Raw genomic sequence first — 21,674 nt, 5'->3', positions numbered from 1 at the left:
GAAACGGAGGTGACTCTCTATGGAGGGTCCCGAAATCCAGTTCTCCGAAGCCATCATCGACAACGGCCGTTTTGGCAAGCGCGTCATTCGCTTCGAAACCGGTCGCCTTGCCAAGCAGGCAGCCGGCGCTTCGATGGTCTACATCGACGAAGACACCGCACTGCTCTCCGCCACCACCGCAGGCAAGCAGCCACGCGAGGGCTTCGACTTCTTCCCCCTGACGGTGGACGTTGAAGAGCGTATGTACGCCGCAGGCCGTATCCCGGGCTCGTTCTTCCGCCGCGAAGGCCGTCCCTCCACGGAAGCCATCCTGGCTTGCCGCCTCATGGACCGCCCGCTGCGTCCGGCCTTCGTTAAGGGCCTGCGCAACGAAGTCCAGATCGTCGTCACCGTTCTGGCCATCAACCCGGATGAGCTCTACGACGTCGTTGCCATCAACGCATCCTCGATGTCCACGCAGCTTTCCGGCCTTCCGTTCTCCGGTCCGATCGGCGGCGTCCGCGTTGCCCTGATCGCCGACGAGCAGGGTTCGCAGTGGGTTGCTTTCCCCAAGCACTCCCAGCTTGAGAACGCCGTATTCAACATGGTTGTTGCAGGCCGCATTGCCGGTGACGATGTCGCCATCATGATGGTTGAAGCCGAAGCCACGGACAACTCCTGGAACCTCATCAAGGAACAGGGCGCAACCGCCCCCACCGAAGAGGTTGTATCCGAGGGCCTGGAGGCTGCCAAGCCGTTCATCAAGGCTCTCTGCGAAGCACAGGCAGACCTGGCAGCCCGCGCTGCCAAGCCCACCGTTGAGTTCCCGGTCTTCCTCGATTACCAGGACGATGTCTACGCCGCTGTTGAGGCTGCTGCTGCTGACAAGCTGGCTGCTGTCTTCCAGATCGCTGACAAGCAGGAGCGCGACAACGCCTCCGACGAGCTCAAGGACGAAGTCCTTGGCGCCCTTGCCGGCACCTTTGAGGGTCGCGAGAAGGAACTGTCCGCGGCATTCCGCTCGGTCACCAAGCACGTTGTCCGCCAGCGCATCCTGAAGGACCAGGTCCGTATCGACGGCCGTGGCCTGACGGACATCCGCCAGCTGACCGCTGAGGTCGAGGTTCTTCCCCGCGTTCACGGTTCCGCCATCTTCGAGCGCGGCGAAACCCAGATCATGGGCGTCACCACGCTGAACATGCTCAAGATGGAACAGCAGATCGACTCGTTGTCGCCGGTAACGCGCAAGCGCTACATGCACAACTACAACTTCCCGCCGTACTCCACCGGCGAGACCGGCCGCGTCGGTTCCCCGAAGCGCCGCGAAATCGGCCACGGTGCCCTTGCAGAGCGCGCCTTGGTTCCGGTTCTGCCGACCCGCGAAGAGTTCCCTTACGCCATCCGCCAGGTATCCGAGGCCCTCGGTTCCAACGGTTCGACGTCCATGGGTTCAGTCTGTGCGTCGACGCTCTCCATGCTCAACGCTGGTGTGCCGCTGAAGGCAGCTGTTGCAGGTATCGCCATGGGCTTGGTGTCCGACCAGGTTGACGGCCAGACCCGCTACGCCGCACTGACCGACATCCTCGGCGCCGAAGATGCCTTCGGCGACATGGACTTCAAGGTTGCCGGTACATCCGAGTTCGTCACGGCCATCCAGCTGGACACCAAGCTCGACGGCATCCCCGCTTCCGTGCTGGCAGCAGCCCTGAAGCAGGCCCGCGAAGCACGCCTCCACATCCTCGAGGTCATCAACGCAGCGATCGACACCCCGGACGAGCTCTCCGAGTTCGCACCGCGTGTCATCGCCGTGAAGATTCCCGTGGACAAGATCGGCGAGGTCATCGGCCCCAAGGGCAAGATGATCAACCAGATCCAGGAAGACACGGGCGCGGACATCTCCATTGAAGATGACGGCACGGTCTACATCGGCGCCACCAACGGTCCGTCTGCAGACGCAGCACGTTCCGCCATCAACGCCATCGCCAACCCGCAGGTCCCGGAAATCGGTGAGCGCTACCTGGGAACGGTCGTCAAGACCACCACCTTCGGCGCCTTCGTTTCCCTTACCCCGGGCAAGGACGGCCTGCTGCACATCTCCGAGCTCCGCAAACTGGCCAATGGCAAGCGCGTGGACAACGTTGATGACGTCGTCTCCGTTGGCCAGAAGGTCCAGGTCGAGATCACCAAGATCGACGACCGTGGAAAGCTCTCCCTCTCCCCGGTTGTTGCCGAGGAAGAAGGCGCAGCTTCCGAGGACGCTCCGGCCGAGGCCGTTGTAGAGTCCGCAGAGTAGTCTGTTAGCAGTACACCCGGCGGGGCCGGTGGGCTTGAAAAAGCTCCACCGGCCCTTCCGGCCTTAACCCGAAAGGCCTTAATGACTGTCGTACCCTTGCCGCTGGAACAGACGCTTCCCGGTGGCGAATTGATCCATGGCGCCGAAGGCGGATCCGTGGTCCGCCGCTCTGTCCTGCCCGGCGGCGTGCGCGTCCTGACCGAGGCCATGCCCGGTCAGCGGTCGGCGACCATCGGGTTCTGGGTTGCAGTCGGCTCGCGCGACGAAGCGGACGGCCAGCACGGTTCCACACACTTCCTTGAGCACCTGTTGTTCAAGGGCACCAAGAGGCGCACAGCCTTGGAGATCGCCTCGGCCTTTGACGAAGTCGGCGGTGAGTCCAACGCCGCAACGGCAAAGGAAAGCACGTGCTATTTCGCCCGGGTGCTGGACACAGACCTTCCCATGGCCATCGATGTCATTGCGGACATGATCACCGGCGCGGTCCTTGATCCTGCGGAATTGGAGCAGGAGCGAGACGTCATCCTCGAGGAAATCGCTATGGACAGCGATGACCCAACCGACGTCGCGCATGAAAAATTCGTGGCGGCCGTCCTCGGCAACCACCCACTGGCCCGCCCCATTGGGGGAACCCCGGATGCCATCAAGGCCGTGGCAAGGGATTCGGTGTGGGAGCACTACCAGCGCTACTACCGCCCTGAAGAACTCGTCATCACCGCCGCCGGTGGCTTGGACCACGATGTTGTCTGCGAGCTGGTGCTTGATGCGTTGGAGGCTGCCGGCTGGCAACTGGACGCTGAAGCGGCTCCGGTGAAGCGCCGCGGGACCGACCGGGCCGTCATCACCGGCACGTCGGGCCTCCACGTGGTCAAGCGCCCCGTGGAGCAGGCCAACATCATCATGGGTTGCCCCACCATTGTTGCCACCGACGATCGCCGTTTCGTCATGAGCGTGCTCAACGCTGTTCTCGGCGGAGGAATGTCCTCCAGGCTGTTCCAGGAGATCCGGGAGAAGCGCGGCCTGGTGTACTCCACGTATTCCTTCACGGCCGCTTATGCAGACGCCGGATACTTTGGAATGTACGCCGGATGCACGCCGTCGAAGGTCCGGCAGGTGCTGGAGCTCCTGGGCGTGGAACTGGACAAACTCGCCAAGGATGGGATCACCGAGGAAGAGCTCAGGAAGGCCGTGGGCCAGCTCAGCGGCGGGATTGTTCTTGCGCTAGAGGACACGGGGTCTCGGATGTCACGCTTGGGCCGGGCAGAGCTGGTATCCGGAGAATTCCAGGACATCGACGAAACCCTGGCACGCATCCAGGCCGTGACAGTGGAAGACGTTCAGGACCTTGCGCGCGAACTCGCTGCAGCTCCCCGGACCATCACAGTGGTGGGTCCGTTCGAGGAAACCGAGACCTTCGGCCTCTGAGAACTTCCAACCACCCGTTACGTCCCTAGGCTCTGGACGCACGCACTCTCAACAGGGCAGCATGATCACACGGTGATGATGCTGCCCTGTTCGACATTGGAGACGTGATGGAACTGCCCTCAAGCGGCCAGGCTGCGGAGATACTGCGGGACTTCATCGGTCACTGGCGGGGCATCACGGAGATCGCCGCATCGCCGTGGGGATCTGCTCGGACGGCTGAGGCAGAGGTGGTGTTCACCAAGGCCGCCGGCGGATACGCGGTGGTTCAGAGCTACCGGCACCGTGAAGCCGACGGCGCACATTTTGAGGGCCACGGCATGTTCACCGTGGACCGTGACCATGGAGAGACGCTCTGGTACTACGTGGACAGCATGGGCAGGCCACCGGCCAGCCCAGTCCGCGGGACGTGGACTGCCGGCACGTTGACTCTGGATCGGCGAACGACTGACGGGGTTGCCAGGCATACGTTCCGTGTGGAGGACGGCGTCCTGGTGCACACGGCCGATGTGCGGCTCGAAGGGACTGCCGGGTTCAGCCCCCTGCTGAAGAGCGTCTTCCGGAGGGTGTGACCTCGGTGCGGTCCTAGCCTCCGGCGAAAGGCGGCAGGACGTCGATCACATCGTCCGCTCCAAGTGGCGCCGCACGATCCCGAACGGCTACCTCGTTGCGCAGGAAACTGCTCCGCGCAACGATCCGGGCAAGCGGCGGCGTGCCTTCGGGAGGTGAAGGACGTTCGACGGCGAGGGCGGCCTCCAGCAGGCCCTCCAGGCTGGTGCCTGCCGGAAGTGCGTGGAACTCTTCCTCGACGCCTGCGGCCGCGCGTGCGGCAGCGAAGTAACGGACGAGCAAAATTTCAGCCTCCGATTGCGCTCATGCTGCGGTCCGGCTGGACGAAGTCCGCCGCGCCGAGACCCGTGTGGTCCATGCCGTGGGCTTTGGGTTTGACCCACATGGCGTCCTGCCAGCGCTCCGCAAGTTCGGCGTCCGTGGCTCCTTCGCGGAGGAGTCCGAGGAGGTCGAATTCCTCGCGCGAGAACAGGCAACTCATGATCTTGCCCTCGGCGGTGATGCGGGTTCGGCGGCAGTCGGAGCAAAACGGCTCAGTGACCGACGCAATGATGCCAACTGTACCGAGGACCGGACCGGAGGCGACGCCTGTTGCCGTGTCCCGGCGTCGCACTTCAAAGCGTTCGGCGGGGGCGCCGTCGCGCTCCCGGGGGTCCGGGCCCAGAACGAAGTCGCGGGACAATAATTCGCGGATCTCCGCGGCCGTGATCATGTTGCGGCGGGTCCAGCCGTGGTCGGCATCGAGCGGCATCTGCTCGATGAAGCGGAGTTCGTAGCCGCGGTCCAGAGCCCAAGCAAGGAGGTCCGGGGACTCGGCGTCGTTGATGCCGCGCATGAGCACGGCGTTGAGCTTGACTGGACCCAGGCCGGCAGCCCAGGCAGCATCCACGCCGGCGAGGACCCTGTCCAGGAAAGGGCGCCGGGTGAGCTTGGTGAATGTCTCCTCGTGCAGGGAATCCAGGGAAACGTTGATCCGGGTCAGGCCGGCCGCCTTCAAGGCGACAGCTTTTTTGTCCAGGCCTACCCCATTGGTGGTCATGGAGATCGGGAGATCCGGGTGGTCGGCGCGGATGCCGGCGATGATGTCCACCAGATCGGCGCGTACCAGGGGCTCCCCGCCGGTGAGCCGCAGTTCCCGCACGCCCAGGGCGTTGACACCGATGCGCACCAACCGGACGATCTCATCGCCGGTCATGACCGCCTGCTTGGAAAGCCACTCCAGGCCTTCGGCAGGCATGCAGTACGTGCACCGCAGATTGCACTTGTCCGTGAGGGACAACCGCATGTCCGTGGCTCGTCGGCCATAGCGGTCCCACAACCCGGCGGGCGTGCCGGCAGGCCGCGGCGGCGGTACTGCCGCGCTACTTTGGGTACCTCCCGAAGGGGGCACCGGCATGCCCAACTGAACACTCATAAATTCAGGCTACGCCACCCCGGCTGGATTGGTGACACCGGTTACAGTCACACAGTTTCCCCGCGCCCCACTTCTTACAAATTCCATACGCTTGTGCCCGGGGTGCCCGTATCGGGTGCCGAGGACCACCAGCAAACCTATGCTGAAAGCGTGACCACACATACGGCATCATCAGCGGAGCCAGGGAACCGTCGCATCCTCCTGGTCGAGGACGAGCAGACCATCGCCGATGTTGTTCGCGACTATCTTTTGAAGGCGGGTTTCCAGGTGGACATGGCCGGCGATGGCTTCACTGCCCTGAAAGTTGCCGCGGCGCGTCGCCCGGACCTTGTAATCCTTGATCGTATGCTGCCGGGCTTGGACGGCGTGGAGGTGTGCCGGCGACTCCGCCAAACCATGAGCGTGCCGGTCATTATGGTCACCGCCCTGGGAACCGAGGATGACAGGATCCTGGGTTTGGAAGTAGGCGCGGACGATTACGTCACCAAACCGTTCTCGCCCCGGGAACTGGTCCTCCGGGTCAAGTCCGTGCTGCGCCGGAGCATCAAGGAATTCACGCCGGAACCTCCGGTGGAAGCGGCCGGACTCGAACTTGATCCCGCGTCCCGGACGGTGAGCCACCGCGGCGTGCCACTTTCCCTGACTGTCCGCGAGTTCGACCTCCTGGCTTTCCTGATGCGGAGACCCAACCAGGTATTCAGCAGGGAGGATCTCATCAAGGCGGTCTGGGGTTGGGACTTCGGTGACCTCTCCACGGTCACCGTCCATGTCAGGCGCCTCCGGGAGAAGATCGAGGCCAATCCCACCAAGCCCGAACTGCTCAAGACCGTCTGGGGCGTTGGCTACCGGTTCGATGACAGCTCCGAGGGGAAGAAGGCCGACCATGGAGGGCAGTGAGCTGTGGACCATCCTGGCGTGGGTCCTTTTCTGGGCGATGCTCATTGGCGCTGCAACGCTGCTGCTCCTGCGGGTTCTTCGGCGGGCCTCCGTGCTCGCGCAAATCTGCTTGGTGGTGGTGGCCACGGTTGCCGTTCTGGTGGCGGGGATGGTCAGTGCCTTCAACGCGATGTTCATCTCCGCCCGGGACCTCGAAGTCATGTGGTACATCCTTGCCATGGCATCAGCCGTTGCGGTTGCGCTGTCCCTCATGCTGGGCGCGGGAGTGTCCCGGAACGCTGCCCGGCTGGTGGATGCTGCCCGGCGTCTTGGCCGGGGCGAAACGTTGGACCACACCATCGCGGAGGTCAAGGGGGCCGCCCCCGCCATGACCTCCGAACTTGCCGAACTCGCCCAGGAACTTGAGGCAAGCAGCCGCAGCCTGGCCGAATCCCGGGAACGCGAAGCGGCCATTGAAACTGCACGACGTGAACTCGTTTCGTGGATTTCCCACGACCTCCGCACACCCTTGGCCAGTATGCGCGCCATGACCGAAGCCCTTGAGGACGGCATGGCATCCGACGTGCGCGGCTACTACCGGAAAATCATCGGGCAGACGGAACAGATGACCGCCATGGTCAACGACCTCCTGGAACTGTCCAAGATCCAGGCCGGCAGTCTCCGCCTGCGTGCCGAACCGCTGGACCTCTACGACCTCGTCAGCGATGCGCTCTCCGATCTGGCCCCCTTGGCCGCGAAGCGTGGCATCAGGCTCGACGGCGGTGGGGACCGTGAGTGCATGGCCGTTGCCGACGGGCCAAGCCTTGCCCGGGCTGTGCGGAACGTCCTGCTCAACGCCATTCTCTACAGCCGGCCGGACTCCGATGTCAGGATCAGCGTCGGACGGGAGGGCAGCAACGCAGTGATCGCCGTACGCGACCACTGTGGCGGCATTCCGGAGGAGGACCTCCCGCACTTGTTTGAAACCGGCTGGCAGAAAGACCCTTCACGGGGCACACGGGAAGCGCTGCAGGGGAGTTACAGCGGCGCCGGCATCGGACTCAGCATGGTGGCGGGCATTGTGAAGGCCCACGGCGGTTCGGTCGCGGTCAACAACGTCGACGGCGGTTGCCGCTTTGCGCTGTCACTTCCGGCTGGATCACTCCCGCCGGACGCACTGGCCCCGCCGGACGCACTGGCCCCGCCGGATGCACTGGTGGGAGAAAGCCTCCCGACTGCTTCAGCCACTAACCGCCTTGGAGGCACATCATGAGTACGCCCACAGGCAGCACCACCACAACCAGGCCCACCACAAGAAGGCCCACCATGCACAGGCCTGTTCTTTGGGCTGCTGGCTCGGGCTTGGCGGCAGGGGCGGCAGGAATCGCTGCGGGAGAGCTGGCTGCAGGCCTTCTCAGCCCGTTGGTTTCACCCGTCACGGCGCTCGGTGGTGCCGTGATCGACGCCGTGCCGCCCGGGGTCAAGGACCTGGCAGTGCAACTGTTCGGTACGGCCGACAAGATCGTTCTGCTTGCCTCCATCGGAATCGTCGCCGGGATACTTGCGGCGCTGGCAGGGGCCCTGGAACGTCGCCGGACGGGTCTGGGGCTGGCACTGGCGGGACTGGCCGGCGCGGCGGGACTGACCGCCGTCGTGACCCGTGCGCAAGCCGGGCCGCAGGCCGCGCTGGCACCCATCGTCGGAGCGGTTGCCACCATGCTGCTGCTGCGAATGCTGATCCGAAGGCTCGCCACGTGGGCGCCGTCTGATGAAATATCGGCCGAGCGGGGGAGCGAACCCGCACCATTGGCGCGGCGCAGCTTCCTGAACGCCGTGGCGGGAACCTCCTTGGCAGCTGCGGTCGCCGGGACAGTGACTGCCGTGCTCACGCGCGCCACGGCGGTGGCCTCGGGGTTCCGGGGCTCCATGACGCTTCCGGAGCCTGCAACGCCGCCTCAGGCAATCCCCGCCGGGGCAAGCTTGTCCGTGGAGGGCATCAGTCCCTTGGTGACCCCCAATGACGACTTCTACCGGATCGATACCGCCCTGACGGTCCCGGCGATTGACCCGCCCGCCTGGAAACTGAAGGTCACCGGAATGGTGGACCGGGAGATCGAGCTGGACTTTGCCACGCTCTTGGCCAAGCCCATGACGGAGCGGCACATCACCATCGCCTGCGTGTCCAACAACGTGGGCGGCGACCTCATCGGCAATGCCCTGTGGCTCGGCTGGCCCGTCAGGGAACTCCTCGCGATGGCCGGGCCCAAAGCCGGGTCAGACATGGTGCTCTCCACCAGCAATGACGGCTGGACGGCCAGTACCCCTTTGGAGGCACTGACTGACAGCAGGGACGCGCTGTTGGCAGTGGGCATGAATGGCGAGCCGCTGCCGTTGGAACACGGCTTCCCGGTACGGATGATCGTGCCCGGCCTCTACGGATTCGTCTCCGCCACCAAATGGCTCACAGAGCTCAAGGTCACCCGCTTCGCCGACGACACCGCCTATTGGACACCCCGTGGCTGGAGCGACCACGGACCCATCAAGACGCAGTCGCGCATCGATGTTCCCCGCAGCGGACGGACAGTCCAGCCCGGAACGGTTCAGTTTGGTGGAGTGGCGTGGGCGCAGCATCGTGGCATCGAGCGGGTGGAGCTTCGCGTCAACCGCGGTCCCTGGCGGAAGGCAACGCTTGGCAGCGCGATTTCCGCCGATACCTGGTACCAATGGCAGCTCGGAATCGACCTCACCCAAGGCGACTACGAAGTCCAAGTAAGGGCCACTGATGCCACCGGCGAACCCCAGACCGAAGACAAGGCTCCCGTAGCCCCGGATGGCGCCACGGGGTACCACACCATCAGCGTGAAGGTGGGCTGAGGACCTACTCTGGGTACGTTCGGGTTTTTCCCGGAAGCCAACGTGTCCCTACAGGAGGATGTCCGTGCCCAGATCTGTTGCAGCCCATCGCCAGGCAGTGGTGGAACTGCTGACCGGCGCCACCGCAGCCAGGGCAAGCCATCGCCTGCCGCTTCTGGAAGCCTTGGGAGGCGCGCTCGCCGTGGACGTTCACGCACCCATCCCGCTGCCGCCGTTCGACAATTCCCAAATGGACGGCTTTGCCGTCCGCTCCAAGGACATTCCCGACGCCGGTGCGGAGCTCTGGGTAGCGGCGCCGGTTCCGGCGGGTGCCGCGCCTGCAGCACTGAAGCCGGGCTTTGCCGCCCCGATCATGACCGGGGCCATGATTCCGGAGGGCGCCGACGCCGTCGTACCTATCGAGAAGGCCACCCCTGACACCTTCCCGGACGCCACAGCCCGGGACGCGGTTGTTGATCTTCCTGCCGTCGCTTCTGGCACGTATGTGCGGAACCGCGGCAGCGACATCGAAGAGGGGGCGCTGGCCCTGCCGTCAGGCACCCTGCTGGGACCTGCGCAGCTTGGCTTGCTGGCGGCGCTGGGCATGACAACAGTCGAAGTGCGTCAGCCTCTCCGGGTTCTCCTGGTAACCACCGGCGACGAGGTGGTGGAGCCGGGGGAGGAACTCACTGCCGGGAAGATCTTCGATTCCAACGGGACTCTCCTGGAAGCGTCCATGCGCCAAGCCGGCCTGGCTGTGGTCCGTGCGGGTATTTCCGACGACGACCCCACCAGCCTGGTGACGGTCCTTCGCAGCCATACCGACCCCGCGGACAACCCGGTTGACGTCATCGTGACTACCGGCGGTGTGAGCAAGGGGGCCTATGAAGTGGTCCGCCAAGCAATGTCCGGCCACCCCGTGGATTTCCTGCCTGTGGCCATGCAACCGGGTGGACCGCAGGGCCTGGGCACCTTCAATGACGTGCCGTTCCTTGGCTTTCCCGGGAATCCCGTGAGCTGCCTGGTTTCCTTCGAGATGTTCCTCCGGCCCGCCCTTTCGGAGGTCCTGGGGGCTCCGGCGCCGCGGCCCGTCCGGAATTTAAGCTTGGCGGAGCCGGTAACCTCCCCCCACGGAAAGCACCAAGTCCGACGCGGAACCGTTGAGCCTGATGGCTCGGTCCGGATGGAAGGCGGCCCCGGCTCCCATCTGGTCCACGCGCTGGCCCGCGCCAACGCCTTGGTGCAGATCCCCGGGGACGTCACGGAACTCGACGAAGGAGCCGAAGTGGAAGTATGGATGCTGTGAACCAAAATCCCGATACTTCCGGTGGACTGACCCACCTCAGGCAGGACGGCACCGCGCAGATGGTGGATGTCTCTGCAAAGGCGGTCACCACCCGCGAAGCCACCGCCACAGCTACCGTCCGCAGCACGCCCAACGTACTGGCCTTGCTGGGGGCCGGTGAGCTGCCCAAGGGTGATGCGCTGGCCGTAGCGCGGGTCGCCGGGATCATGGCGGCAAAGAAGACCCCTGAGCTGATCCCGCTCTGTCATCCGTTGCCGATCTCCAAAGTCACCGTGGACTTCGAGCTTGGCGTCGACTCCGTAGGAGTACTGGCCACCGTGAAGACCCGCGGCGTGACCGGCGTCGAAATGGAAGCGCTGACCGCCGCGTCCGTAGCGGCCCTGAGCGTATACGACATGATCAAGGCCGTGGACAAACATGCAGTGCTGACCGACATTCGCGTTCTTGCCAAGAGTGGTGGAAAGAGCGGCGACTGGGCAGTGTCCAGTGACGCAGTGTCCGGCGAGGCAACCCCAACGGAGGCGGGCGCATGAGCGCATGCGAGCCGAACGCGCAGCGGAAGGCCGGCGTCGTCATTGCGTCAACGCGCGCGGCGGCAGGGATCTACACCGACGAGACGGGTCCGATCATTCTTGACTGGCTCAAGGAGCACGGCTTCGACACCTTCCCCACCATGGTGGTCCCGGACGGCGAACCCGTAGGCGCTGCGTTGCGGGCACTCCTGACGCAGGAACCCGCCGTGGTCATTACCAGCGGCGGAACGGGCCTTAGCCCGGATGACCGCACGCCGGAGATGACGTTGCCGCTCCTCGAACGCGAAATTCCGGGGATCATGGAGGGCATCCGGCGTGCGGGTACCGCCAAGACCCCCATGGCCATGCTGAGCCGCGGCCACGCCGGAGCTGCGGGAAAGACGTTTATCATCAACCTGCCCGGTTCTCCCAAGGGTGTCATGGACGGACTGGCTGTCCTGGATCCCGTGATTGGGCACCTCTGCGAACAATTGGAAGGAAGCCATGGGCACTGAAACGGACTTCGAAGTTGTGAGCGCTGTCCTGAGCGCCGAGCCCATTTCCGTTGATCAGGCCATCAGGGCTGTTGAATCGGACACAGCCGGAGCCGTGGTCAGCTTCAGTGGCGTGGTCCGCAACCACGACGGTGGCAAGGCCGTGGACCGGCTGAGCTACAGCGCGCATCCAACAGCCCACCAGATCATGTCGGACGTCGTGGCGCAGCTGGTCGCCGAGCACTCGGGCGAAGCCGCCCAGCCTGTCCGCATCTGGGCTGCCCACAGGATCGGCATGCTGGAGATCGGTGATCCAGCGCTGGTGTGTGCCGTAGCCGCTGCCCACCGTGGCCAGGCGTTCGCGGTTTGTTCGGAGCTGGTGGACAGGATCAAAGAGCAGGTCCCCATTTGGAAGGAACAGTTCTTCACGGACGGCACCGTGGAGTGGGTGGGGGCGGGGGAGTAGGCGTCAGTCACGGTTCCTGCCGGGGCCCGGCCCGGCGGTAGGGTTAAAGGCATGACCGAACAACTTGCTGTTGCAGTGCTGGGCGCCAACGGGCGTATGGGAATTGAAGCCGTTAAGGCTGTTGAAGCAGCCCACGACATGAAGCTGGTAGCGGCTCTTGGCCGCGGCGATTCCCTGGAGAAACTGCTCGACGCCGGTGCGCAGTATGTTGTTGACCTCACCGTCCCGGACATCACGGAGACCAATGTCCGGTTCGCAGTCGAACACGGCATCCACGCCGTTGTAGGCACCACCGGTTGGGATGCCAACAGGCTGGAGTCACTGCGTGCGCTGTTGGAGGAGAAGCCGGACACCGGTGTCCTGATCGCCCCGAACTTTGCCCTTGGATCCGTACTGGCGTCCGCGTTCGCTGCCAAGGCCTCGCAGTATTTCGAGTCCGTGGAAATCATCGAACTGCACCATCCCAACAAGGTGGATGCGCCCTCAGGTACGGCAGTGCGCACAGCGCAGTTGATTGCTGAGGCGCGCCAGGAAGCCGGTGTGCCTGCCAGCCCGGATGCCACCGAAACGTCGTTGGACGGTGCACGTGGCTGCGACGTGGAGGGGGTTCGTGTGCACAGTGTCCGCCTGCGCGGCCTGGTGGCCCACCAGGAAGTACTCTTCGGTGGTCCCGGCGAGCAGCTGACGCTGCGCCACGATTCCTTCGACCGCGCTTCCTTCATGCCCGGCGTCCTGCTGGGGCTGCGCAAAGTCGCGGCCAACCCGGGCCTCACAGTGGGCTTGGACGGCTACTTGGACCTGGGTCTCTAGGGCCATGGGCAACTTCTGGACCGTCTTGAAGAATAACCGCACCAAAATCTGGGTCGGTGCCATCACCCTGTTGCTGGTGCTGTACCTGGTGGTGTCAGTGCAGCGCTCGTTCCTGCTGCTCGGTGACCCCAACCTGGTAGCCAAGGGCATCGGAGCGGCCTATCTGGTCCTGCCCATGGTCGGCGCATGGGCCCTCATCCGCGAACTGCTCTTTGGTGCCCGGACCGAGCAGATGGCCAAGGTTCTGGAAGCCGAAGGCGGGCTTCCCGAAGACACCCTGCCCCGCACTCCCGGCGGGCGGATTGTCCGTGCTGCCGCCGATGCCGAGTTTGAGAAGTACCGCGCCGAAGCTGAGGCCGCGCCGGAGGATTGGCGCTCCTGGTTCCGCCTCAGCTGCGCCTACGATGCCTCAGGAGACCGCAAGCGTGCCCGTGCTTCCATGCGCGATGCCGTGAAGCTCTTCCGTTCTCAGCCCACAGCTGCGGGACGATAGCTGCCCAGCTTGGACGCCGTGTGGGCTACCCATTCAAGTGGTCCACGACGTCGCAGCAACGCAAAGCAGACGCCGATGGCCACGGCTGCCAGTGCCTGTGTCCAGTACATGCCCTCGTCGGTCCAACCGGCGGGCAGGGGCTGGTTGGTGAATCCGGATACCACCCAGACGTGGGCTGAGTAGAGAGTCAGCGTCATGGCGCCAGGCCCGCTGAGGACCATCAGGAAGTTAATCTTGATGCGTTCAGCCAGTGTGCCGAGCATCAGGAAAAGACCCACGACGCCGGCCGCGACACCTCCGGTGTGCAACAGGTCAAGCGTGGTTCCGGCATGCGGGGCTGCCGTGGCCAACCACCACCACGAATCAACCTGCTGCAGTCCGGTGAGATTCACTTGGAGCATGCTGTCCAGCGGGTATCCACGCGTGGCAGGGAGCGCCTCCAACGCTGCCCGGCCTCCCCAGGCTTCCATGGCGAGGATGCCGACGATTTTCGCCACTGTTGCCACTGCGGTTCCGCATACCAGCAACAGGACCTGTACCTTCGCCGTCGTCAGTGCCAGACGACCGATCACCAGCCCGATCAGCAAATACGAGATCCACTGGAACACGGGGTAGTAGCCCGTGAAGAACAGATCGGCCAGCAGCCGTCCGGGCGTCCCCAGGTCTTCGCTGTTGGGATTGTGGCCAAGTTGCAGGGGAGGGTTCGCGTCGAGCAGCAACGGCCGGACCAAAGAGGCCAGCACCGGGGACATCAGGACCCACCCGAGCGACCAGAGGCAGAGTGCCCTAAGCCTCAAGCCGAGGAACGGCAGGATGCACAGGAACAGGACTGCGTAGTGCACCAGGATCACGGCGACGTTGACGTCCAGGCCTCCAAGCGTGAGTCCGACGACGGCAATCACCAAAGCGCGCATGGCCACGCCGCCCCTGGCCGCCCAGAGTTCCATGCCGCTCTTGGGTTCCTGCTTTCCCGTGCTCAGCGCCAACCCGATGCCGGCAAGGACAGCGAACAACGCCGCGGACCGTCCGGAGAAGACCAAGCCCACCAATGTTGGCTCCCATTGTGGTGACGGCCCGAACGTCGGCAACAGGTGGGTAGACATCATGCCCAGCAAAGCTGCCCCACGCGCGGCGTCGATGCCGCTGAGCCTGGACGAGACCGCGCCATTCCCGGGGACTTTGCGGGGTGGTGCCGTCTCTTGCGAAGTCATGCTGAGATGGTCTCATAGGCAGCTGTGAGGGTGCGGGTCCCCGCCTTGGTTGGCAGCCGTCGACCACGGGCCATCCTGAGGCCGCTGCGGGGGACACGAACCTTGTGTTCGAATATATGTTCGAATACCATGGCGTCATGAACGATGTTCCGAAACCGCTGGAGGGCCTTCAAGGACCAATGAAGGCGATGAGTCCCGGTGTGGTTGACTTCCTTTTCCGGCAGTTGGTGGCCGGTGAGCCTCCCGAGGATACACAATGGCAGCGCGAAGGCACTGTCCTGGCCGAGCAAGCGCCAGGGGCAGAACTCGCCCGACGACTCTCCGAGACGGACCTGGAGTCCCTGACGCCGCTCGAACTTTTTGAGTTTGTCCGCGCTTCCCAGCGGCTGGTTGCCTGGGCGGAGCACCTCAAAGAGCGTGCGGTAGCACACTACTGCTCCGAGGAGCCCGAGAGGACTCAGGGGTCTGCTCGCACTCGCGGGCCTGCGTGACAGCTGCAGCATAGGATGGCCGGGTGACCCATGCACCGCAAGCAGTCGAAGAAGCTCCGGGCTCAGCAACGCTGCTGGCCGCCGTCGTTCAGTACCAGGCCCTGACGGCCGGTGCCGGGGAAGAGACTGTCGCGGCAAATGTCGAAGCCCACGTGGACCTCGTGGAGCGTGCACAGTCAGAGGGCTCGCGCTTGGTTTTGTTTCCGGAACTCTCCCTGACTGGGTATGAACTCAACACTCTGACCACCTCGGGGACGGCTGGCTCGACCGGTCCCTGGCTGAACGCCCACGACCCCAGGCTCCAGCCGCTGCAGGAAGCTTGTGCCCGCACCAAGACAACAGCCATCGTCGGAGCGGCCTGGAGGGAGGCGGATTCCACGCCCCGGCTGGCATCTCTCGTCGTTGGCCCCGGGGGATCCGTTCGTCCGATCTTCAAGACGCATCTGCATGGAGCAGAGCGCAAGATCTTCGTCCCGGGTAACGGCCCAGGAATGGTCACCGTTGACGGGTGGCGCATCGCGCTCGCAGTCTGCGCTGACGCAGCACATCCCGCCCATGCGGCCGCTGCCTCCGAGGCGAAAGCGGACGTTTATGCGGTATCGGCGTTGTATACGCTCGGCGAGGAGCTACGGCTTGGACTTCACATGGGTGCCCGCTCCATGGATCACCGAATGTTCGGGCTCTTGGCGAACCTGGGCGGGAAAACGCCGTTGGGTGCATCGTGCGGGCTCAGCGGTGCCTGGGGCCCGGATGGTGCGTCGCTGGCGCAAGTGAAGGGCGTTGGCACGGAAACAGTCGTGGCAAAGTTGGAGTGGTCGGGCCTCCATCGCTTCCGGAGGGGCGCCGGAGAATGAGGACCATCACGCGGAACCCATTCTTGTAACGAGCCTTTGACAGGGTAACGTTTTTCTTATGTCTGACTTGCGCGCCTCCATCCCCGCCCTTGGTACCCTGCTGACCGCCATGGTCACCCCGTTCACCGAGGACGGCAAGGTGGACTACGACCAAGCCGCAGCACTTGCAGAGAAGCTCGTTCAGGATGGCTGCGACGGACTCGTGGTGACAGGCACCACTGGAGAGACGTCCACGCTCACGGATGACGAAAACCTGGGCATGTTCCGTGCCGTCAAAGAAGCCGTCGGTGGCAAGGCTGCCATCATCGCCGGAACCGGTACCAATGACACCGCCCACTCCGTGCACCTCTCACAGCGCGCAGCGGAGGTGGGCGTCGATGGTCTCCTGATCGTCACCCCTTACTACAACAAGCCCAGCCAGGCCGGCGTCCGCGCTCATTTTGAGACGATCGCCTCGGCCACGGACCTTCCCGTCATGCTCTATGACATTCCGGGCCGTTCCTCCATTGCGATCGCTCCCGAAACCATGATCAGCCTGGCCCAACACCAGAACATCGTGGCCGTCAAGGACGCCAAAGCGGATTTCGCTGCTGCCACTCGGGTCATGGCCGAAACGGACCTCGTCTTCTACTCCGGTGACGACGGACTCACCCTCCAGTGGATGGCACTCGGAGCCGTCGGCCTGGTGGGTGTGACCACGCATGTGGCTACGCGCCGCTTCCGCGAGCTGATCGACGCCGTCAACGCCAACGACCTCGCTACGGCGAGGGCCATCAATTTTGAACTGGAACCCGTGGTTCGTGGAACCATGACGCGTGTCCAAGGCGCAGTAGCCGCCAAGCAGATTCTCAAGTGGCAGGGAGTCCTGCCCAACTCGGTTGTCCGTTTGCCCCTCGTGGAGCCGGACGCGGCCGAGATCGAAATCATCCGCGGGGATTTGGCGGAAGCCGGAATGGACTTCAACGTCTAGGACGCTTCCGCCGGAAAGTAGCAAAACATGACCCAAACCGCCCTTCCCGGACTGGTTACTCCGCCTAAACTGCCGAAAGGCACGCTGCGGATTGTTCCGCTCGGTGGACTGGGAGAAATTGGCCGCAACATGGCGGTTTTCGAAATCGACGGCAAGCTTCTGGTCGTTGACTGTGGTGTGCTCTTCCCTGAGGAGACCCAGCCCGGCGTCGATTTGATCCTGCCCGATTTCTCCTACATAGAGGACCGGCTCCAAGACGTCGTTGGCGTCGTGCTGACCCACGGGCACGAGGACCACATTGGCGCGGTTCCCTACCTGCTGCGCCTCAAAGCCGATATCCCGCTGATCGGATCCCAGCTCACCCTTGCCCTGGTGGAAGCAAAGCTCCAGGAACACCGGATCAAGCCCTACACGCTGACCGTCACCGAGGGCCAGGTGGAGCAGTTCGGTCCGTTCGAGTGCGAGTTCGTGGCTGTCAACCACTCCATTCCGGACGCCCTGGCAGTCTTTATCCGTACCGAGGGCGGCAACGTTCTGCACACGGGCGACTTCAAGATGGATCAGCTGCCGCTAGACGGCCGTATCACGGACCTTCGGCACTTCGCCCGCTTGGGAGAAGAAGGCGTAGACCTCTTCATGGCCGACTCCACCAACGCCGATGTGCCTGGCTTCACCACGGCAGAGAAGGAAATCGGGCCCACCCTGGACCGGTTGTTCGGGCAGGCGAAGAAGCGCATCATCGTCGCTTCCTTCTCGTCCCACGTCCACCGCGTCCAGCAGGTCCTCGATGCTGCTGCCAAGCACAGCCGCAAGGTGGCTTTCGTTGGCCGATCCATGGTGCGTAACATGGCCATCGCCGCCAAGCTTGGGTACCTGGACGTGCCTGAAGGCATTTTGGTGGACATCAAGAACATCGACAACTTGCCGGACGACCGCGTGGTCCTCATGTCCACCGGATCGCAGGGTGAGCCCATGGCAGCCCTCTCGCGCATGGCCAATGGTGATCACCGTGTGATTGTTGGCCAGGGCGATACCGTGATCCTGGCCTCCAGCCTCATTCCGGGCAACGAGAATGCCGTGTTCCGCATCATCAACGGTCTCCTGAAGCTGGGCGCCGACGTGATCCACAAGGGGACCGCGAAGGTTCACGTGTCAGGACATGCCGCGGCGGGCGAGTTGCTCTACTGCTACAACATCCTTGAGCCGCTGAACGCCATGCCCGTGCACGGTGAAACCCGGCACTTGATCGCCAACGGCAACATTGCCCTGGAATCAGGAGTGCCGTCGGAAGGCATCATCCTGAGCGACAACGGCACGGTCATCGACCTCAAGGACCACAAGGCGAACGTCGTTGGTCAGGTAGAGGTCGGATTCGTGTACGTGGACGGCTCCAGCGTGGGCGAGATCACCGACGCCGACCTCAAGGACCGTCGCGTCCTGGGGGATGAGGGATTCATTTCCGTTATCACGGTCATCAGCCGTACCACGGGCAAGATCGTGTCCGGCCCGGAGATCCATGCCCGCGGCGTGGCCGAGGATGATTCGGTTTTTGATGAGATCATTCCCAAGATCAACGCCGCACTCGAGGACGCTGTGCTTAATCACACAGACCACACCAACCACCAGTTGCAGCAAGTGGTCCGCAGGATCATCGGCACGTGGGTCAACCGGAAGCTGCGCCGGCGCCCCATGATCATCCCAGTGGTCTTGGAAGCGTAGCCAGCCAGCAACATGAATGCCCAAGGGGGCCTGAAATCCGCGGATTTCAGGCCCCCTTGGGGTACCGTGGCACTTATGGCGACCCGTACTACCTCCACGCCACGAGGCAGCTCAAACAATAAAACCGGCGGCACAGGCCGGGGCGGAGCTGCATCCAAAAGCAGCGCTGCGGCGGCCAAGGGCGGCAGGGCAAGCACTGCCCGCACCAAGCAAGCAGCCGCCGTCGAGCCCCAAGCTCCGCTGCCGCTCCGAATGCTGTCCGGAGCGTGGCAGGGGATCGGCCACGTCGTGGGCGCCGGAGTCAGGCGAATCGGCCACGACGTCAGCGACCTCGATCCCGCTGACCGACGGGATGGCGCGGCCCTCTTCAACTTGGTCCTGGGCATTGGCATTGCAACCTTCGCATGGTGGGGCCTCACCGGTTGGCTTCCCGACGCCGTGTACAGCGTGGTCAACGGGACGTTCGGCTGGATGTCACTGATCCTGCCGTTCATGCTCTTCATTTGTGCTTTCCGTTTGTTCCGGAAACCACAGGATGGCCGGGGGAACAACCGCGTAGGCATCGGTTTCATGATCATGACCCTTGCCGGTTCGGCGTTGGCCCATGTCATTGGCGGCATGCCCACGGTGGCGGATGGCTTCGACGGATTGCGCAAGGCCGGTGGAATGCTCGGCTTCCTTGCTTCCGCCCCGCTGGCCGCAATTCACGCAGCTGTTCCAGTGATTGTGTACGGATTGCTCGCGTTCGTCTCGCTGCTGATCGTCACGGCCACCCCCTTTGGTGCCATTCCCGCCCGGATCCGCGGCGCCTATGAGCACCTCATGGGCGTCGATCTCATGGACGGCTCCGGCAAAGACACCCACGACCGCAGCTATCTCTACGAGAACGATGCTGCCGCCAAGCCCAAGAAGAAGAAGCGCATGCGCCTCTTCGGCAAGGACGAGGAAACCGACGCCGGCCTGGAAGGTTACGTCGGAGACGAGGCTTTCGAGCACGCCATTGTCGACGACGACGAAACTCCCGGCCCGTCCGCACCGCGCGTTCCGCCGGGCGTGCGTCGCCCCACCCAGGCGGAGATCGCCGTCGGGAAGATCAAGGCGGCCCAAGGCCTGGCCGGTGCCACTCCCGGGATCGACAACCCCACCGAGGCCATTCCGGTCCTGACGCCCGAGATGACTGCGCCTACGGCCGCCCAGGTGCCCGCCCGTCCCGCGACACCACCGCCGCCACCTACGCCCATTCCACAGCGCACGGAGCAGTTGTCCCTCGCAGGCGATGTCACCTACACCTTGCCGGCCTCCGACTACCTCACGCCGGGCTCCATTCCGAAGGAGCGCACGGAGGCGAATGACGCCGTCGTCGCCGCTCTGACGGACACCCTCACACAGTTCAATGTCGACGCCGCAGTAACAGGCTTCAGCCGTGGTCCTACGGTGACCCGCTACGAAATTGAGTTGTCTCCGGGCACCAAGGTGGAGCGCGTCACGGCGCTCTCAAAGAACATCTCGTACGCCGTTGCCTCCAGCGATGTCCGCATCCTGAGTCCCATTCCCGGCAAGTCCGCCATCGGTATCGAGATTCCCAACACGGACCGTGAAACGGTCTCGTTGGGCGACGTCCTGCGGAGCCAGAATGCCCGCCGCACAGACCACCCTATGGTCATGGGTGTCGGCAAGGATGTTGAAGGCGGCTACGTGGTGGCCAACCTGGCCAAGATGCCCCACCTGCTCGTGGCCGGTGCCACCGGCGCTGGTAAGTCGAGCTTCGTGAACTCCATGATCACGTCCATCCTCATGCGTGCCACGCCGGATGAGGTCCGTATGGTCATGGTGGACCCCAAGCGCGTGGAACTCACGGCCTACGAGGGCGTACCGCACCTCATTACGCCCATTATCACCAACCCCAAGAAGGCCGCCGAGGCCTTGCAATGGGTGGTTCGCGAAATGGACGCCCGCTATGACGACCTCGCCAACTATGGCTACAAGCACATCGACGATTTCAACAAAGCAGTCAGGGCAGGCAAAGTGGTGCCTCCGGTCGACTCCAAGCGCATCATCAAGCCTTACCCGTATCTCCTGGTGATTGTGGACGAACTCGCCGACCTCATGATGGTGGCCCCGCGCGACGTCGAAGACTCCATCGTCCGCATCACCCAGCTCGCCCGCGCCGCGGGCATCCACCTGGTCCTGGCCACGCAGCGCCCCTCAGTGGATGTCGTGACCGGCCTGATCAAGGCGAACGTTCCGTCCCGTATGGCCTTCGCCACATCGTCCGTCACCGACTCCCGCGTGGTGTTGGATCAACCGGGTGCGGAAAAGCTCATCGGCCAGGGTGACGCCTTGTTCCTGCCGATGGGTGCTTCGAAGGCCATGCGCGTCCAAGGAGCCTGGGTCACGGAGTCCGAGATCCACAAGGTGGTTGAGCACGTCAAGGGACAGCTGCAGGCCGTGTACCGCGATGACGTTGCTGCCGAGGCGCCGAAGAAGCAGATCGACGACGACATTGGAGACGACCTCGAAGTCCTTCTGCAGGCCACCGAATTGGTGGTCACAACGCAGTTCGGATCGACGTCGATGCTGCAGCGCAAGCTGCGCGTTGGCTTCGCGAAGGCCGGGCGCCTCATGGATCTTCTCGAATCCCGAGGCGTGGTGGGTCCTTCCGAAGGCTCCAAGGCCCGCGACGTCCTGGTCAAACCGGACGACCTCGCTGCCGTACTCGCTGCCATGAAGGGCCAGGAGTCACCCGTTTCGCCCGACGCGCAGACCGCGGCCCTGAGCGACAACGCCAACGCGAACATCGCCGTCGGCGGCTACGCGGAGGATCTCGTCGCAGCGGACCTGGACAACCGTACCCAGGCAATCGAGTACTACGACGGTGCCGATACCCCGAATGACGACGACGAAGGCGGCGAGGACGCCTGGTCGCTCACAGGGCGCTAGC

At 64.0% G+C, this 21,674-nt stretch carries 20 protein-coding genes; 17 read left to right on the top strand and 3 right to left on the bottom strand.

Annotated elements, in window-relative coordinates:
- Positions 1-19 precede the first annotated feature (19 nt).
- From ACR30Z_RS20370 to ACR30Z_RS20360, 3 genes are all read left to right on the top strand, one after another.
- Positions 20-2,272 carry a polyribonucleotide nucleotidyltransferase gene (locus ACR30Z_RS20370; RefSeq protein WP_144652205.1) on the top strand — a complete coding sequence of 751 codons (2,253 nt, stop codon included), beginning with the start codon at positions 20-22 and terminating at the stop codon, positions 2,270-2,272.
- Positions 2,273-2,353: 81 nt separating this feature from the next.
- Positions 2,354-3,697, top strand: a complete 1,344-nt coding sequence (locus tag ACR30Z_RS20365; RefSeq protein WP_144652204.1) for a M16 family metallopeptidase — start codon at positions 2,354-2,356, stop codon at positions 3,695-3,697.
- A gap of 107 nt (positions 3,698-3,804) precedes the next feature.
- Complete coding sequence (locus tag ACR30Z_RS20360) at positions 3,805-4,266, top strand: DUF1579 family protein (protein ID WP_144652203.1); 462 nt, start codon at positions 3,805-3,807, stop codon at positions 4,264-4,266.
- Positions 4,267-4,279: 13 nt separating this feature from the next.
- Here the strand turns inward: ACR30Z_RS20360 and ACR30Z_RS20355 are convergent, their stop codons facing one another.
- Entirely contained in the window at positions 4,280-4,546 is a 267-nt protein-coding gene (locus tag ACR30Z_RS20355) for a MoaD/ThiS family protein (RefSeq protein ID WP_144652202.1), read from the bottom strand.
- Positions 4,547-4,550: 4 nt separating this feature from the next.
- Positions 4,551-5,678 (bottom strand): GTP 3',8-cyclase MoaA, encoded by a 1,128-nt coding sequence (moaA, locus tag ACR30Z_RS20350; RefSeq protein WP_434374416.1) that lies wholly within the window; start codon positions 5,676-5,678, stop codon positions 4,551-4,553.
- Between the two features lie 150 nt (positions 5,679-5,828).
- Here moaA and ACR30Z_RS20345 point away from each other — a divergent pair, with 150 nt between their 5' ends.
- The 9 genes from ACR30Z_RS20345 to ACR30Z_RS20305 are packed head-to-tail and all read left to right on the top strand — an operon-like array spanning position 5,829 to position 13,488.
- Positions 5,829-6,575 carry a response regulator transcription factor gene (locus ACR30Z_RS20345; protein WP_434374415.1) on the top strand — a complete coding sequence of 249 codons (747 nt, stop codon included), beginning with the start codon at positions 5,829-5,831 and terminating at the stop codon, positions 6,573-6,575.
- On the top strand, positions 6,562-7,827 hold the full coding sequence (locus tag ACR30Z_RS20340; protein ID WP_434374414.1) for a sensor histidine kinase: 1,266 nt from the start codon (positions 6,562-6,564) through the stop codon (positions 7,825-7,827). Before ACR30Z_RS20345 ends, ACR30Z_RS20340 begins: the two co-directional genes overlap by 14 nt.
- Positions 7,828-7,880: 53 nt before the next feature.
- Positions 7,881-9,428: a molybdopterin-dependent oxidoreductase gene (locus tag ACR30Z_RS20335; protein WP_434374439.1), complete on the top strand. Its 1,548-nt coding sequence runs from the start codon at positions 7,881-7,883 to the stop codon at positions 9,426-9,428.
- A 58-nt stretch (positions 9,429-9,486) separates the two neighbouring features.
- On the top strand, positions 9,487-10,713 hold the full coding sequence (locus ACR30Z_RS20330; RefSeq protein WP_434374413.1) for a molybdopterin molybdotransferase MoeA: 1,227 nt from the start codon (positions 9,487-9,489) through the stop codon (positions 10,711-10,713).
- The gene (gene moaC, locus ACR30Z_RS20325) at positions 10,701-11,246 is read left to right on the top strand and encodes a cyclic pyranopterin monophosphate synthase MoaC (protein ID WP_144652199.1); all 546 of its coding nucleotides are present in this window, start codon (positions 10,701-10,703) and stop codon (positions 11,244-11,246) included. Before ACR30Z_RS20330 ends, moaC begins: the two co-directional genes overlap by 13 nt.
- Positions 11,243-11,740 carry a MogA/MoaB family molybdenum cofactor biosynthesis protein gene (locus ACR30Z_RS20320; RefSeq protein ID WP_144652198.1) on the top strand — a complete coding sequence of 166 codons (498 nt, stop codon included), beginning with the start codon at positions 11,243-11,245 and terminating at the stop codon, positions 11,738-11,740. Before moaC ends, ACR30Z_RS20320 begins: the two co-directional genes overlap by 4 nt.
- Positions 11,730-12,185, top strand: coding sequence for a molybdenum cofactor biosynthesis protein MoaE (locus tag ACR30Z_RS20315; RefSeq protein WP_144652197.1), 456 nt, complete (start codon positions 11,730-11,732; stop codon positions 12,183-12,185). Before ACR30Z_RS20320 ends, ACR30Z_RS20315 begins: the two co-directional genes overlap by 11 nt.
- Positions 12,186-12,236: 51 nt before the next feature.
- Entirely contained in the window at positions 12,237-12,995 is a 759-nt protein-coding gene (gene dapB / locus ACR30Z_RS20310) for a 4-hydroxy-tetrahydrodipicolinate reductase (RefSeq protein WP_144652196.1), read from the top strand.
- Between the two features lie 4 nt (positions 12,996-12,999).
- Positions 13,000-13,488 carry a hypothetical protein gene (locus tag ACR30Z_RS20305; RefSeq protein WP_434374412.1) on the top strand — a complete coding sequence of 163 codons (489 nt, stop codon included), beginning with the start codon at positions 13,000-13,002 and terminating at the stop codon, positions 13,486-13,488.
- Here the strand turns inward: ACR30Z_RS20305 and ACR30Z_RS20300 are convergent.
- Positions 13,464-14,699 (bottom strand): heparan-alpha-glucosaminide N-acetyltransferase domain-containing protein, encoded by a 1,236-nt coding sequence (locus tag ACR30Z_RS20300; protein WP_434374411.1) that lies wholly within the window; start codon positions 14,697-14,699, stop codon positions 13,464-13,466. The two genes, ACR30Z_RS20305 and ACR30Z_RS20300, sit on opposite strands and share 25 nt — an antisense overlap.
- Before the next feature lie 137 nt (positions 14,700-14,836).
- On the opposite strand from ACR30Z_RS20300, the gene ACR30Z_RS20295 reads away from it, so the two are divergent.
- From ACR30Z_RS20295 to ACR30Z_RS20275, 5 genes are all read left to right on the top strand, one after another.
- On the top strand, positions 14,837-15,190 hold the full coding sequence (locus ACR30Z_RS20295) for a hypothetical protein (RefSeq protein WP_434374410.1): 354 nt from the start codon (positions 14,837-14,839) through the stop codon (positions 15,188-15,190).
- A gap of 23 nt (positions 15,191-15,213) precedes the next feature.
- Complete coding sequence (locus ACR30Z_RS20290) at positions 15,214-16,044, top strand: carbon-nitrogen hydrolase family protein (protein ID WP_434374409.1); 831 nt, start codon at positions 15,214-15,216, stop codon at positions 16,042-16,044.
- Positions 16,045-16,102: 58 nt separating this feature from the next.
- Complete coding sequence (gene dapA / locus ACR30Z_RS20285; RefSeq protein ID WP_144652192.1) at positions 16,103-17,014, top strand: 4-hydroxy-tetrahydrodipicolinate synthase; 912 nt, start codon at positions 16,103-16,105, stop codon at positions 17,012-17,014.
- Between the two features lie 27 nt (positions 17,015-17,041).
- Positions 17,042-18,733, top strand: coding sequence for a ribonuclease J (locus ACR30Z_RS20280; RefSeq protein ID WP_144652191.1), 1,692 nt, complete (start codon positions 17,042-17,044; stop codon positions 18,731-18,733).
- 75 nt (positions 18,734-18,808) lie between these two features.
- The gene (locus ACR30Z_RS20275; protein WP_144652190.1) at positions 18,809-21,673 is read left to right on the top strand and encodes an FtsK/SpoIIIE family DNA translocase; all 2,865 of its coding nucleotides are present in this window, start codon (positions 18,809-18,811) and stop codon (positions 21,671-21,673) included.
- Position 21,674: the final 1 nt, after the last annotated feature.

Source organism: Paenarthrobacter sp. FR1, assembly GCF_051106045.1.
In the GTDB taxonomy this organism is placed as follows: Bacteria; Actinomycetota; Actinomycetes; order Actinomycetales; family Micrococcaceae; genus Arthrobacter; species Arthrobacter nitroguajacolicus_A.
Note: the sequence above shows the minus strand (reverse complement) of the source record. Positions and strands in the feature narration are given on the sequence as shown.